This is a genomic window from Modicisalibacter coralii (genome assembly GCF_004117855.1).
In the GTDB taxonomy this organism is placed as follows: Bacteria; Pseudomonadota; Gammaproteobacteria; order Pseudomonadales; family Halomonadaceae; genus Modicisalibacter; species Modicisalibacter coralii.
This window is the reverse complement of record NZ_QWBW01000027.1, coordinates 58834-72777: the sequence shown is the minus strand read 5'-3', so window position 1 is coordinate 72777 and position 13944 is coordinate 58834. Positions and strand designations below refer to the sequence as shown.

Below are 13944 nucleotides of genomic sequence, written 5' to 3'. Positions count from 1 at the left end.
GGGCAAGACCAACCAGCCGCTGGTGCTGCTCGACGACAGCGGGCGCGCCTACACCCTGGCGGCGCACAACCTGCCCAGCGCGCGCAGCCAGGGCGAGCCGATCACCGGACGCATCAACCCCGCCGCGGGCGCCCACATGACCGGGCTGATGCTGGCGCCGCCCGAGACGCGCTACCTGCTCGCCTCGGACGGCGGCTACGGGTTCGTGGCGCGGCTCGACGACCTGATCGGCAAGAACAAGGCCGGCAAGGCGGTGCTCAGCGTGCCCAAGGGCTGCAATGTCCTGGCGCCGCGGCGCCTGCCCGAGGCGATCGAGGCGGTACGCGTCGCGGTGGTCTCCAACGAGGGGCGGCTGCTGGTGTTCGACCTCGAGCGGCTGCCCGCGATGGCCAAGGGCAAGGGCAACAAGATGCTCGACATCCCCGGCGCCCGCGCGGCCAACCGCGAGGAGTTCGTCCGCGACCTGGTGCTGCTGGGCGAGGGCGACGCGCTGGTGGTGCACGCCGGCAAGCGCAAACTGACCCTCAAGGCCGATGATCTGGCGTATTATGGCGGCGAGCGCGGTCGTCGCGGCAGCAAGCTGCCGCGGGGCTTCCAGAAGGTCGATCGGCTCGAGACGGAAGAGGGAAGATGAAAAGCGGGAAGATGGCGCGCCGCGCCGCCTTCTTCATTCGAGAGGCACTATGACACAACGCATTCTGATCCGGGCCACCGGCAGCGCGCATCCCGGCCAGCTCGCCGGCCTGGGCCGGGCGATGGCCCGCTGCGGCGCCCGGCTGCTGGACATCAACCAGAGCGTGACCTTCGGCATCGTGTCGCTGGAAGCGCTGGTGGCGCTCGACCACGAGGCCGAGTACGAGGCGTTGCTGGCCGAGGCCGGCGATACCCTGGGGCTCGACATTCAGGCAATCCAGGTGGGCGCCGAGGAGTACCAGCGCTGGAGCCTCGCGGCCGGCCGGCCGCGGCTGATCCTGACGCTGCTGGCGCCGCGCCTGCCGGCGGGGATCCTCGCCGAGGTCGGCTCGCTGACCGCCGAGCACGGCCTGACCGTCGAGCTGATCCACCGCCTGTCGGGGCGTGAGCCTCTGGACGGCGAGGCCCCGGCGCACGGCGCCTGCGTGGAGTGCTGGCTGCGCGGCGAAGAGGTCGATCTCGAGGCCCTGCGCGAACGGGCGTTGGCGCTGGGCGCGATGCACGGCGTCGACATCGCCATTCAGGAAGATTCGATCTGGCGGCGTCATCGCCGGCTGATCTGCTTCGACATGGATTCGACACTGATCCAGGCCGAGGTGATCGACGAGTTGGCGCGCCGCCACGGCGTCTACGACGAGGTCGCCGCGGTCACCGAACGTGCCATGCGCGGCGAGCTGGACTTCCAGCAGAGCTTTCGCGAGCGCATGGCCAAGCTCGAGGGGCTCGACGAAGCGGTGCTGGCCGAGATCGCCGAGACCCTGCCGCTGATGGACGGGCTCGAACGACTCATGGGGCACCTGAAGCGGCTGGGCTATCGCACCGCGATCCTGTCCGGCGGCTTCACCTATTTCGCCCGCCATCTTCAGGAACGCCTGGGCTTCGACGAGATCCATGCCAACGAGCTGGTGATCGAGAACGGTCGGGTCACCGGCGAGGTGCGCGAGCCGATCGTCGACGCCGACCGCAAGGCGGCGCTGCTCGCCGAGATCGCCGAACGCGAGGGGTTGCGTCTCGAGCAGACCATTGCCGTGGGCGATGGCGCCAACGATCTCAAGATGCTGGCGACCGCCGGGCTGGGTATCGCCTTTCGCGCCAAGCCGCTGGTGCGTCAGCGCGCGCGCCAGTCGATCTCGACGCTGGGGCTGGACGCCGTGCTGTACCTGATCGGCTACCGACAGAGCGATCTGGAGGCCTGACAGCCTCCTTTCGTCATTACGATAAATTGCGGACGACCGTCACAGGGAAGCGACCGTCGCCACGTGGGACCCGGGGAAACGCGCCACCATGGAGACATTGACCGATACGCCGACGCAGTTCGTCGATCACCCTCGCGAGATCGCCGAACTGCTCGATGCCCTGAGTCAGCCGGGCGAGGTATCGCTGGCTTTCGAGGAGCAGGCCTCGGCGCCGCACTCGGTGTTGCTGGTCGAGATCCGGGAAGACGATTGTCTGGTGCTCGACGTCACCGCGACACCCGAGATAGCCGGCGGCCTCGCCGCCGGGCGGGCCTTCCGGATCAGCGGTCGGGCGCAGGGCGCCATGGTCGCGACGCCGGCGATGACGGCCACCCCCGTGGAGGGAGTGCCCGGACGCTTGCGTTTCCAGTGCCCCTATCCCGAGCAGCTCGATGCCTGGCATCGCCGGCATGCCTTCCGCGCCGAACTCAAGGCGGGCATGCACGTGCCGGTGGAGATGGACATCGATCTCGCCAGCGGGCAGCGCACCGTGCACGGCGAACTGGTCAATCTCTCGCTCGGCGGTTGTCTGCTGCAGATGCCCATGGCGGAGGCGGTGCACCTCGCCCAGGGCCAGTTGCTCAATCGGGTCGAGGCGATCTTCCCCAGCGGCCAGCGCCTGGCGTCGCGGGGCGAGGTGCGTCACGTCAAGGCCGATGACCAGTGGCAGCGGGCGCTGGTGGGTTTCGCCTTCGACGAGGCCACGCCGCGTCTCGAGCGTCTAGTGTGGTACCTGGTCAAGGAGATCGAGCGCGAGGGCGCGCGGGATGTCAACGACGGCAAGAGTCTGGCGCCGTCGCCGCTCTTCCAGGCCCAGGCGGATGCGCCGGCTGCCCCGACCGAGCGCGCCTCGCGGCCCCGCTATGCGACGCCCATGGCGCGCCGCCTGGTCAAGGTGGCCGATTTCCTCAACGCCCAGGTGCTGCTGCTCAAGCAGGGGCGATCCATCGACAGCGCACTGCTGTCGCGGTCCAGCGATTTCCTGCTGGGCCTGCTCGAGCAGGATCGTGAAGCGCTGCTGTTCGCCACGACCTGCCTCCACCACGAGCCGGTGGTGGTGCAGCACTGCATCGCCGTGGCCGTGCGTCTGGCCGACCTGGTGAGCCGCCGCGAGGCGCCCCGTGAGCTGCTCAAGGCGGTTCTCGCCGCCGGATTGGTGCACGATCTGGGCAAGGTGCTGCTGCCCGACGAGCTGCTGGCGAGCCCGGCGTTCGACGCCGATCAGCATCGCCGCATGGCGAGCCATGTCGAGCTGATCCGCGAACGCCTGCGCGAGTGTCGCTGGCTGGCGCCGGATGTCCTCAAGAGCGTGGTCGGCGACATCAACGAACGCCTCGACGGCAGTGGCTATCCGCAGGGCAAGCGCGGCGACGAGCTGGCGACGCTGTCCCGCGCCGCGGCGGTGATCGATGCCATGGACGCCATGACCCGTGCGCGGCCCGACCGGGCCGCCTGGACCATCGAGGCGACCTATCGCCACTTGTTGACGCACGGCGCCGCCTACGACGGCCAGTGGGTGCAACGCGTCATCCGTCATTTCGGCGTGCAGCCGATCGGCAGCCTGCTGGCCTATTCCAGTGGCGCCGTGGCCTGGGTCCACCGTCTCGACGAGCGGGGCCAGCCGGCGCTTTTGCATGTGGTGCGCAACCAGTACAGCCTCGACAAGCGTATCGACCGGTGGGCCCAGGGGCGCGATATCGACCAGTTGGGACGCATCGAGCAGCTACTCGACCCATCCAGCGAGGCGCTCACGCCGAGCTGACCGCCGTCGGTTTTCGGCGCAGGTCGCCGGGCCGGGCGCCGAATTCGCGCTTGAAGGCCGTGGCGAAGTTGGCGGCGCTGCTGTAGCCGGCCAGGATGGCCGCGGCCTCGACGCTGACGCCCTCGTTGCGCAGCGCCGCCAGGCCCGTTTCGAGGCGTCGGCGGCGCAGGAAGCGCCCCAGCGATTCGCCGTAACAGGCCCGGAAGCGCCGCTGCAGACTGCTCAGGCTCATGCCCACATGTCGTGCCACGTCCTCCTGGCTCAGCCGATGGACCTCGCCGCTGTCGACCAGCGCCATCAGGCGCTGCAGGCGTCGGTCCGTCGGGCGGCGCTCCTCTCCGGCAATGCAACCCCCGCGTTCCGCTTTCTCCGCTTGCTCGCTCAGCGTGGTGAACGCCTCGCCGGCCATGGCCAGGGCGAAGCCGCTCAACTGCAGGTGGTGGGCCGGGTCCGGCGCGACAGTCAGTCGTGCGTCGAACAGCCGTGTGGCGAGCCGCTGCAATCCCGGTGACGGCGACCAGCGGGTCACCCGTACCCGCCGGTCCGTCGCCAACGGGTAGCCGTGGCGTGACAGCCAGTCCGGCGCGAGGCTGAGGATCAGGGTGCGTTCGTGGCCGCCGGCACGCCCCTGGCGGACGAAAGAGGTGGCTTCGGGCAGGTTGACCAGGGCGCCGGTGCTCGGCGCCGAGGGCCCCAGGGCCACCGTCTGATCGCCATAGCTCACGCGGGCCTCGCCGTCGATGACCAGGGCGATCTTGACCCCCGCAGGCAGTTCGGCACGGGTGACCATGTCGTAACGGTCCTCGACATCGGCCAGTCGCAGGCGCAGGCCCGGCTGGAGGTCGGCGAACCGCATGGTCCCCCGGAGCAGGGGGGAGTGGCTGTCCCAGCCGGGTGCCTCGACGACCTGTCGCCTGACCAGTGACGTCGAGAGCCGGCGCAATTCCCGGGCGCCGATCCCGCGTTCTTCCGAGCCTCGATCGGCTCGCGTCCTTCCCACCCCCGTCATCGTGAAACGTTCCTTTCGATTCGAGTCAGTCCGGCGAATCGCCGTCTTTGCAAAGTGATCCGCTGTCTGCGCAAAGGCGAGTGATGCGGTGGGGTGGAATAATGCTGTGTCTTCATCTCAGTTGCAATGGATTCTCATTGTCGCCGCTGGACAAGGCAGAGCGACAGAAACGACACAGCAGGGGAACCGAACCATGCCGACACACACGCGCAGGACGTATCGGGCGGTGACCGCCGCCGGGGGGCTGGTCACCGTTCTGGCGGCAAGCCAGGCGGCGCTGGCCGAGGACGGCGATGCCTCGGCGAGGCTGGATACCATCACGGTCGAGGGCAACCGTCTCTACCAGATGCTGCCCTCCGAGGTGACCGGCGGATACACCGTTGATGCCGCCACCGTGGGCACCAAGACGCCGGCTTCGCTGCGTGACATCCCGCAGTCCGTCAGCGTCATTACCCGAGACGCCATCGAGGATCAGAATTTCACCACCCTCGACGAACTGGGACGTCGCACGCCGGGCATGCGTGTGCTCAGCAACGACAACGGCCGCTCGTCGATCTATGCCCGCGGTTACGAGTACGACGAGTCCAACATCGACGGTCTGCCCGCGCCGATGACCAGCATCAATGGCTCGGTACCGTCGCTGGCCCCCTTCGACCGGGTGGAGGTCATGCGTGGCCCGTCGGGGCTGTTCAACAGCACCAGCGAGATGGGCGGCATCGTCAATCTGGTGCGCAAGCGTCCCACCCGCGAGTTCCAGGGCCACGTCACCGGCGGTGTCGGCAGTATCGGCCAGCGCCACCTGCAGACCGATCTGTCGGGGCCGGTCGATGCCGAGGGGCGCATTCGCGGCCGACTGGTCGTCGACTATGCCGAGCACCCGCAGTTCGTCGATCGCAACGACGACGACCAGCACGACATCTATGCGGCACTGGATATCGATCTCGACGCGGCGACCACCCTGGGCCTGGGCTTCTTCCGCAACACCAAGGACATCGTCGTCAACAACGGCCAGCCGGTGGATAGCGACGGTGACCTGCTGTACGGCCGCCGTTCGGCCTTCTACGGAGCCGACTGGAACGACTTCGAGAGTCAGTCCAACGACTGGATCGCCGAGCTGACGCACCGTTTCGCCAATGGCGGTTACGGCCGGCTCGCGGCGCGCTACTCGGACCGCAACGCGACCTACAACTATGCCTTCGGCGGCAGTGCCCTGAACGACGCCGGCGCCCTGTCGGTGGCCGGCATCGGCAGTCGCGTGGACCAGCAGGCGCTGTCCCTGGACGCCAGCTACAGCCAGCCGTTCTCGGCCTTCGGCAACGTCAGCGAGTTCGTCGTCGGCAGCGACTACAAGCGTTACGAGACGGAGATCGAGTCGGGCCGCTCGCGCGGCTTGACCGCCGGCCCGGTGACCCTCGACGGGCTCAACGATCTCGCCCATGTCGATGTCCTGGCCAGCGCGCGGGCCAGCGGCCGGGGCTATAGCCATGATGAAACCACGCTCGAGGAGACCGGCGTCTATTCCAAGTTGACGCTGCGTCCCTGGCAATCGCTGGCCCTGATTGCCGGTGGGCGGGTGAGCCACTATGACCTCGACTATGCGGACAGGGCAGCCGACGACCGTCAGGATCGCAGCGACGACGCGTTCACGCCCTACGCCGGGCTGGTCTATGACCTCGATGCCCGCCACTCCCTGTACGCCAGCTATTCGCAGGTCTTCAAGCCGCAGACCGGCCATGATGCCGATGGCGACCTGCTCGAGCCGCGCGAAGGCGAGCAGTACGAAGTGGGCATCAAGGGCAGTTATTTCGGCGGTGATCTCAATGGCCGACTCAGTGCCTTCCGGCTCTACGACGAGAACCGCGCCGCGTCGCCCGACGACCCCGGTGCCAGTTACTCGGTGGCCACGGGCAAGATGCGCATTCAGGGGGCCGAGTTCGAGGTCACCGGTAGCCTGACCGAGCAGTGGGACGTCATCGCCGGCTACACCTATCTCGACACCGAGGTTCAGACGGCTTCCACGGCGCGTGACGACGGCGTCTTTCTGCTGATGCCGAACAACATCGTCAACCTCTGGACCCAGTACGGCTTCGTGGGCGGTGCGCTGGACGGCTTGCACGTCGGTGGCGGGGTGACCGCGATGAGCGACTTCAGTTCCAGCAATGGTGTCGAGGCGCCGGGCTATGCCGTCGTCGATGCCATGCTCGGCTACGACTTCACGTCGCATGTCAGCGGCCAGTTGAATGTCAACAACCTGCTCGATCGCGAGTACTACAACCGCGTGGGGGGCGTGAACACCTTTAACATGGTCGGCGCGTCGTCAAACGTCGTCGCCTCGCTGCGCTACGACTTCTGAACCTTCGCTGGCACCGCCCGTTTCCCGGCCACTCGGGCATCTCGCCGAGGGCCGGGTCGAGCCAGACCAGCGGCAATTTCTGCCGGTCCTTGTGGCCTGGCTGCCTCTTCACGCCAGCCGGCTGTGCGCGGGCTCGCTGCTGGCGCGAGTCTACGGAGCCAGGGCTCGCGTCGCGCAGGGGCTTCAGGGCGAGTTGCAGATCGCCATCGATGATGTACTGGACGCCAGGGAGGGAATGCGATGAGCCACCCGCCGGTGACGCTTGCCAATACGCAGGTATGGGAACGGCGCGCGGCTGCCAACGGCATCCGCTACCGGGTCAGCCTGTGGGTGCCTCCCGGCGAACCGCCGGCAGGGGGCTGGCCGGTGATCTATGTCCTCGACGCCAATGCGCTGTTCGCGACCTTCGTCGAGGCGCTACGGCGTGGCAGCTACCGTCCGCAGGCGACGGGCATCGAGTCCGCGGCCGTGGTGGGCATCGCCCATGCAGGGCGCGCGCTCTACGTGCCCGAACGCCGTTACCGCGACTACACCTTCGGCCCATCGGCGCTGGCGCCGGCATCGCGCACCGTCGGTGGGGGCGAGGCGTTTTTGGCCTTTCTCGTCGACGAACTGATACCCGAGCTACACGAGGCATGGGCATTGAACGGCTCGCGACGGGTGCTGTTCGGTCACTCGCTGGCCGGTTACTTCACGCTGCATGCGCTGATGGCCCGGCCCGAGGCATTCCAGACCTATGCCGCGATCAGCCCCTCGATCTGGTGGGACGAGGCCGGCCTGCGCGCGCGGATGCCGGGGATGGCGGGCCACGCGGCCCGTGTCTTCATCGCGGTCGGCGAATGGGAGGGCGAGGGGGCGCCCGGTGCGCGCCGCGAGCCTGGGCACGCGAGGACCATGCAGCGCCGCCGCGAGCGTCGCATGGTCGAGCGGGCGCAGACGCTGGCGCGGGACCTGGAAACACTGCTGGGGGAGCAACGGGTGGTTTTCCGGAACTTCCCCGAAGAGGATCACGCCTCGGTGCTGATGGTCGCCATCCCGCGCGCGCTGCGCTTCGTGATGGCCGCCGACGGCGTCGACGATCCTGCCCATCGACCGGCTCGCCGAGGCGGGGGCCAATGAGCCACACTGGTGAGGCAAGGATGCCTTCACCGGCCGAGCGACAGGAGATGACGCATGATTCAGCCGTACCTGCCGAATCGCCCCCGTGGCTTCATGCCGCCTTACGTGCTGGAGCGGCTGTCGACGCGGGGCGGGGCGCGTCTGCAACGCTGCGCCCGCGAGACGCTGATCGACGACCAGACCTTCCGGGCGGCGCGGGTGCCCCGTGACGCTGCCGCCGACGCGGTGCTGAGCGAGCCCTCGCGGCCCGGCGAACCGGCGCGTTTCATCCACTCCGCCGGGCATGCGCGCACGCTGCCCGGTACCCTGGTCCTCAGCGAGGGCGAGGAAAACGCCACCGGCGACCCCGCCGTCGGCGAGGCCTACCGCTGGCTGGGGGCGACCTACCGCTTCTTCTGGGAGGTCTTCGAACGCCACTCGATCGATGGCCGGGGCATGCCGCTGATCGGCAGCGTGCATTTCGGTCGGGATTACGACAATGCCTTCTGGAACGGCAGCCAGATGGTGTTCGGCGATGGCGATGGCGAACTGTTCCGGCGCTTCACCGTGTCGCTCGACGTGGTGGCCCACGAACTCGCCCATGGCGTGACCGAGCGCGAGGCGGGGTTGATCTATGCCGATCAGTCCGGGGCGCTCAACGAATCGCTCTCCGACGTCTTCGGCGCGCTCACCAAGCAATACCAGTGGGGCCAGACGGTCGATCGGGCCGACTGGCTGGTGGGGGCGGAACTGCTGACCGAGCGCGTCCAGGGCCGGGCGCTGCGCTCCATGGCCGAGCCCGGCACGGCCTTCGACGATCCGGTCCTGGGCCGCGATCCGCAACCGGGGCACATGCGCGACTTCGTCGAGACCCGCGAGGACAACGGCGGCGTGCACATCAACTCGGGGATCCCCAATCGCGCCTTTCATCGCGCGGCGATGGCGATCGGCGGCTACGCCTGGCGTCGCGCCGGGCTGATCTGGTACGACACCCTGCGCGATCACCGCCTGGGTCGCGACATCGATTTCGCCGGCTTTGCGGCGTTGACGCTGGACAACGCCGACCGCCGTTACGGACGCGGCAGCCAGGAGGAGGTCGCGGTTCGCGAGGCCTGGCAGGCGGTGGGGGTGATGTCGTGACGGCCTGCCGGCCGCCGCTCGAGCCGGGCAGCGTGGTGGTGATCCGCCGCGAGGGCGGGGTGGCCCGCTTCCCCGGGCTGGCCGCCCCGCGGCGCCTGCGCTGCGACGACCTGAGTGCGGCGCAGCGCGAACGGCTGGCGAGCCTGTTGGCGGGGCTTGTCGAGACGCCGGCGGCCCCCGCCGGCGCCGACCGCCAGTGCTATCACCTGGCGATCGAGAGGCCGGGCGAGGGCAGCCCGGACGGCGACGGACAGACGATCTGGCGCCTGGTGCTGGACGAGACGCAGACGCCCGAGGCGCTGATCGGGCTGTGGCGCCACGGCGTCCTGCCCGAGGAATTCCGGCGGCAGACGGGCGACGACTGACCTACAGTGGAAACGTGGAGCGCCGCCATTCCCCCGACCATCGAGGTAGCCATGACCTATACCCCCGAACTGCTCGAGGAGCTCAATATCCTCTGCCTGTTCAATCTCGACACCACCCAGGAGGGCATCAAGGTGCACTCGTCGGCGGAGCCCGCCAAGGTGGCGGCCACCCGTCGGCTGCACGAACGGGGCCTGCTGACCCAGGCCGATGGAGGCTATCTGACCGGACTGGGGCGCGATGCCGCCCAGCATGCCCAGGGCCTGCTGACGATCCTCGACAATCCCGTGGCGACGACCGGGTGACGGGAGCCCGCGCGGTTGACAAGGGCCGCGGGAATTGGTTTCTTGGAGACATGACTACCGGCTATCTCTCGCTATCGCTACGACTACTACGCGGCGTTCTCTGAAACGCCGCGCACGGGTCACGCCACCCGTACCCTGTCGTGCTCATCACGAGCGTCCTTGAACGAGAGAACCCCATGCCGGTCACCTGCCTTCGATTTCCCATGACGATTGCCCGTTCGCCCGTCGGCGGCATGACGCTTGCCGACCGTGACGCCATCACGGTCGCCGCCGCCCGGGTCGCGCCCGCATCGAACGCCCCGTCGGCCCCGTGCCGGCGGGGCGGTTGCGTTGCGGCGATCGTCACGCGCTTTCGCACCGTCACGCCGAGGAGTCCCAGCCATGATGCTCGATGATCCGTCCGTCAAGTACCGCCCCTTCACCGCCGTCGATCTGCCCGACCGCCAGTGGCCCGGCAAGCGGCTCACGCATCCGCCGCAGTGGTGCAGCGTCGACATGCGCGACGGCAATCAGGCGCTGATCGATCCCATGGATCTCGAGCGCAAGCGGCGCTTCTTCGAGCTGCTGGTGGCGGTCGGCTTCAAGCAGATCGAGGTGGGCTTTCCTTCGGCGTCGCAGATCGACTTCGATTACGTGCGCGAGCTGATCGACAACGATCGGGTGCCCGACGACGTGACCATACAGGTGCTCACCCAGGCGCGCCCGCATCTGATCGACCGCACCTTCGAGGCCCTCAAGGGCGCCAAGCGGGCCATCGTCCACGTCTACAATGCCACCGATCCGGTGTTCCGCCGGGTGGTCTTCGACGTCGACAAGACGCAGTGCATCGAGATCGCCACTGAGGCCACCACGCTGATCAAGCAGCGCATGGCGGAGAACCCCGAGACCGCCTGGACCTTCCAGTACTCGCCGGAACTGTTCACCTCCACCGAGCTGGATTTCGCCGTGGAGATCGTCGACGCCGTGACCGCCACCTATGGTCCGACGCCGGACGCGCCGATGATCGTCAACCTGCCGGCGACGGTGGAGATCGCCACGCCCAACCATTACGCCGACCAGATCGAGTGGTTCTGCCGGCACGTCGCCAACCGCGACAGCCTGATCGTCAGCCTGCACCCGCACAACGATCGCGGCACCGGCATCGCCGCCGCCGAGCTGGGGCTGATGGCCGGCGCCGACCGGGTCGAGGGCACGCTGTTCGGCAACGGCGAGCGTACCGGCAACGTCGACATCGTCACCCTGGCGATGAACCTCTACACCCAGGGCGTGCATCCGGCGCTGGACTTCTCCAACATCACGCCGATCATGCGCGAGGTGGAGCACTGCAACCAGTTGCCGGTGCATCCGCGCCACCCCTACGTCGGCGATCTGGTGTTCACGGCCTTCTCCGGCTCCCACCAGGACGCGATCAAGAAGGGCATGGCCGAGCGGCGCGACAATCCCGATGGCCTGTGGCAGGTGCCCTACCTGCCGATCGACCCGCTCGACGTGGGACGTACCTACGAGGCGGTGATCCGCGTCAACAGCCAGTCGGGCAAGGGCGGCGTCGCCTATCTGCTCGAGCAGGAGCACGGCATCGAACTGCCGCGGCGGTTGTCCATCGAGTTCAGCCAGGTGGTGCAGGCCGTCGCCGAGCGCACCGGCCGCGAGATCACCTCGCAGATGATCTATCAGGCGTTCGCCGACGAATACCTGAATGCCGACTCGCACTATCGGCTGGTCAACCATCGCCTGAGTTCGGAAGCGGACAGCTCGCGGTTGCGTCTCGAGGCGGCGCTCGAGGTGGACGGCGAGTCGCACACCATCGCCGCCACGGCCAACGGGCCGCTGGATGCCTTCGTCAAGGCGCTGGTCGCGAACGGCCGCGACATCGAGCTCATCGATTACCACGAGCACGCCCGTGGCCAGGGCTCCGATGCCGAGGCGATCGCCTACGTCGAGATGCGTATCGACGACCGGGCGATCTTCGGGGTGGGCATCGACGAGAGCATCACCAGCGCCTCGATGAAGGCGGTACTGGGCGCGATCAACCGTCACCTGACCGCCGACCAGGCCGTCGCTCCCAACGTCACCGCCGACTCGTTGGCTTGAAGCCATAAGTCATAAGCCATAAGCGGTAAGTTGAACCCCCTGGGACGCATGCCCTTGGGGGTTTCTTATGGCTTACAGCTCAAGGCTTACAGCTCAAGGCTAGAGCGGTGTCTTGCTGCGCTCCCCCGGCACCTCGCGCACCAGGCGCGGCAGCAGGAAGCCCGCGACCCGGTCGCGCAATTGACGGTGCAGGGCGACGGCGTCGGCGTCGGGGACGTCGAAGTGCGCCGCACCGCTGACCGGGTCGAGCACGTGCAGGTAGTAGGGCAGCATCCCGGCGTCGAACAGTGCCTCGGACAGCTCGGCCAGCGTTTCGACGTCATCGTTGACGCCGCGCAGCAGCACGCTCTGGTTGAGCAGGGTGACCCCGGCCGTCTTCAGCCGTGCGCAGGCCTCGATCACCGCCGCGTCGATCTCGCGCGGGTGGTTGATGTGCAGCACCATCACCGTCTGCAGTCGGGTGGTGGTCAACCAGGCGAGCAGGGCGTCGTCGACCCGGTCGGGGATCACCACCGGCAGCCGGGTATGGATGCGCAGCCGCTTGAGATGGCCGATGTCGCCGAGCCGCTCGACCAGCCAGGCCAGGCGCTTGTCGCTGGATGCCAGCGGGTCTCCCCCGGAGAGAATCGCCTCCTGGATCGACGGATCGTCGCGCAGATAGTCGAGGCTCGCCTGCCACTGCTCGCGGGACGGTGAATTCTCGGCATAGGGAAAGTGACGGCGGAAGCAGTAGCGGCAGTTGATCGCACAGGCCGGGCTGGTGATCAGCAGCACCCGCCCGGGGTACTTGTGGATCAGCCCGCGCCGGGGGGTGTGCTCGGCCTCGGCCAGCGGGTCGTCGACGAAGCCGGGCACCGCCCGGGCCTCGGCGTCGAGCGGCAGGACCTGGCGCAGCAGGGGATCCTTGGGGTCGCCCGGACGGATCCGCGTCAGGTAGGCCTCGGGTACGCGGACCTCGAAGAGCGCGTGTCCGGCCTCGGCGCCGGGCAGCCAGCTGGCGTCGAGGCCCACGCGGGCGAGCAGTTCGCGCGGGTCGCGAATCGCCTGGCGCAGCTGTGCCTGCCAGCCGCGCGACAGGGCGATCGGCTCGGTGGTGTCCGTGCGCTGCAAAAGGTTCGGGCTTCGGGTTATCATTCGCGACACCATATCGATGGGGCGAGGTCGAAAGGACGCTTCGCCGAAAACATGGCGCGCGGCTCGTCGCCGCTGCGCCGAGATCATCAGTGAGGAATCATGGCGAGCTATTCTACCAACGAATTCAAGGGCGGTCTGAAGGTGATGCTGGATGGCGACCCTTGTGCCATCGTCGAGAACGAATTCGTCAAACCCGGCAAGGGGCAGGCCTTCAACCGCGTCAAGTTGCGCAACCTGATGACCGGACGCGTCTGGGAACGCACCTTCAAGTCCGGTGAGTCGCTGGAAGCCGCCGACGTGCTCGACCTGGACATGGAGTATCTCTACAACGACGGCGAGATGTGGCACTTCATGAAGACCGACGGCTCCTTCGAGCAGTACGCGGTCGACAAGCGTGCCCTGGGCGACAACGAGAAGTGGCTCAAGGAGCAGGTGGCCTACACCGTGACGCTGTGGAACGACAACCCGATCAGCGTCTCGCCGCCCAACTTCATCGAACTGGAAGTCACCGAGACCGATCCCGGCCTCAAGGGCGATACCGCCCAGGGCGGCTCCAAGCCGGCGACGCTGTCCTCCGGGGCGGTGGTGCGCGTGCCGCTGTTCATCAACGAGGGCGAAGTGTTGAAGGTCGATACGCGGACCGGCGAGTACGTCTCTCGCGCTTGACCCCGGGTCCTGCCTGCGCACGCGTATGCCCGAGTTCTCTGGGCCGGGAGTGTGGGAGCGAATTTATCCGCGATAGCTGGTAGTTGGAGCCCGTC

At 68.0% G+C, this 13944-nt stretch carries 11 protein-coding genes and 1 pseudogene; 10 read left to right on the top strand and 2 right to left on the bottom strand.

Going from position 1 to position 13944, the window contains the following annotated elements; genetic code table 11:
- The 3 genes and pseudogenes from D0901_RS15065 to D0901_RS15055 all read left to right on the top strand — a co-directional run.
- Nucleotides 1–634: pseudogene (locus D0901_RS15065) on the top strand (DNA topoisomerase IV subunit A); the annotation flags it as partial.
- A gap of 49 nt (nt 635–683) precedes the next feature.
- Nucleotides 684–1889: a phosphoserine phosphatase SerB gene (gene serB / locus D0901_RS15060; RefSeq protein WP_129141128.1), complete on the top strand. Its 1206-nt coding sequence runs from the start codon at nt 684–686 to the stop codon at nt 1887–1889.
- 88 nt (nt 1890–1977) lie between these two features.
- Nucleotides 1978–3690: an HD domain-containing phosphohydrolase gene (locus tag D0901_RS15055; RefSeq protein ID WP_129141127.1), complete on the top strand. Its 1713-nt coding sequence runs from the start codon at nt 1978–1980 to the stop codon at nt 3688–3690.
- Here the strand turns inward: D0901_RS15055 and D0901_RS15050 are convergent.
- On the bottom strand, nt 3677–4699 hold the full coding sequence (locus tag D0901_RS15050) for a helix-turn-helix domain-containing protein (protein WP_129141126.1): 1023 nt from the start codon (nt 4697–4699) through the stop codon (nt 3677–3679). The two genes, D0901_RS15055 and D0901_RS15050, sit on opposite strands and share 14 nt — an antisense overlap.
- A gap of 193 nt (nt 4700–4892) precedes the next feature.
- Between D0901_RS15050 and D0901_RS15045 the strand changes: the two genes are divergently transcribed.
- From D0901_RS15045 to leuA, 6 genes are all read left to right on the top strand, one after another.
- Nucleotides 4893–7052, top strand: a complete 2160-nt coding sequence (locus tag D0901_RS15045; protein ID WP_129141125.1) for a TonB-dependent siderophore receptor — start codon at nt 4893–4895, stop codon at nt 7050–7052.
- Nucleotides 7053–7292: 240 nt separating this feature from the next.
- Nucleotides 7293–8171: an alpha/beta hydrolase gene (locus tag D0901_RS15040; RefSeq protein ID WP_129141124.1), complete on the top strand. Its 879-nt coding sequence runs from the start codon at nt 7293–7295 to the stop codon at nt 8169–8171.
- Between the two features lie 54 nt (nt 8172–8225).
- Nucleotides 8226–9290 carry a M4 family metallopeptidase gene (locus D0901_RS15035; RefSeq protein WP_129141123.1) on the top strand — a complete coding sequence of 355 codons (1065 nt, stop codon included), beginning with the start codon at nt 8226–8228 and terminating at the stop codon, nt 9288–9290.
- Nucleotides 9287–9655 carry a protealysin inhibitor emfourin gene (locus D0901_RS15030; RefSeq protein WP_129141122.1) on the top strand — a complete coding sequence of 123 codons (369 nt, stop codon included), beginning with the start codon at nt 9287–9289 and terminating at the stop codon, nt 9653–9655. The genes D0901_RS15035 and D0901_RS15030 overlap by 4 nt, the downstream gene beginning before the upstream one ends.
- Nucleotides 9656–9706: 51 nt before the next feature.
- Nucleotides 9707–9958: a TIGR02647 family protein gene (locus tag D0901_RS15025; RefSeq protein ID WP_129141121.1), complete on the top strand. Its 252-nt coding sequence runs from the start codon at nt 9707–9709 to the stop codon at nt 9956–9958.
- Nucleotides 9959–10339: 381 nt separating this feature from the next.
- Entirely contained in the window at nt 10340–12049 is a 1710-nt protein-coding gene (gene leuA / locus D0901_RS15020; RefSeq protein WP_129141120.1) for a 2-isopropylmalate synthase, read from the top strand.
- Nucleotides 12050–12148: 99 nt separating this feature from the next.
- Here leuA and epmB read toward each other — a convergent pair whose 3' ends face one another.
- Entirely contained in the window at nt 12149–13183 is a 1035-nt protein-coding gene (epmB, locus tag D0901_RS15015) for an EF-P beta-lysylation protein EpmB (protein WP_129141119.1), read from the bottom strand.
- Between the two features lie 99 nt (nt 13184–13282).
- Here epmB and efp point away from each other — a divergent pair, with 99 nt between their 5' ends.
- Complete coding sequence (gene efp / locus D0901_RS15010; RefSeq protein WP_129141118.1) at nt 13283–13849, top strand: elongation factor P; 567 nt, start codon at nt 13283–13285, stop codon at nt 13847–13849.
- The last annotated feature ends 95 nt before the right edge of the window (nt 13850–13944 follow it).

What these genes read in the sequence shown, in the direction of transcription:
- serB (WP_129141128.1), top strand. Translation starts at nt 684, where the DNA reads ATGACACAACGCATTCTGATCCGGGCCACCGGCAGCGCGCATCCCGGC.
- D0901_RS15045 (WP_129141125.1), top strand. Translation starts at nt 4,893, where the DNA reads ATGCCGACACACACGCGCAGGACGTATCGGGCGGTGACCGCCGCCGGG.
- D0901_RS15040 (WP_129141124.1), top strand. Translation starts at nt 7,293, where the DNA reads ATGAGCCACCCGCCGGTGACGCTTGCCAATACGCAGGTATGGGAACGG.
- leuA (WP_129141120.1), top strand. Translation starts at nt 10,340, where the DNA reads ATGATGCTCGATGATCCGTCCGTCAAGTACCGCCCCTTCACCGCCGTC.
- D0901_RS15035 (WP_129141123.1), top strand. Translation starts at nt 8,226, where the DNA reads ATGATTCAGCCGTACCTGCCGAATCGCCCCCGTGGCTTCATGCCGCCT.
- D0901_RS15055 (WP_129141127.1), top strand. Translation starts at nt 1,978, where the DNA reads ATGGAGACATTGACCGATACGCCGACGCAGTTCGTCGATCACCCTCGC.
- epmB (WP_129141119.1), bottom strand. Translation starts at nt 13,183, where the DNA reads ATGATAACCCGAAGCCCGAACCTTTTGCAGCGCACGGACACCACCGAG.
- efp (WP_129141118.1), top strand. Translation starts at nt 13,283, where the DNA reads ATGGCGAGCTATTCTACCAACGAATTCAAGGGCGGTCTGAAGGTGATG.
- D0901_RS15050 (WP_129141126.1), bottom strand. Translation starts at nt 4,699, where the DNA reads ATGACGGGGGTGGGAAGGACGCGAGCCGATCGAGGCTCGGAAGAACGC.
- D0901_RS15025 (WP_129141121.1), top strand. Translation starts at nt 9,707, where the DNA reads ATGACCTATACCCCCGAACTGCTCGAGGAGCTCAATATCCTCTGCCTG.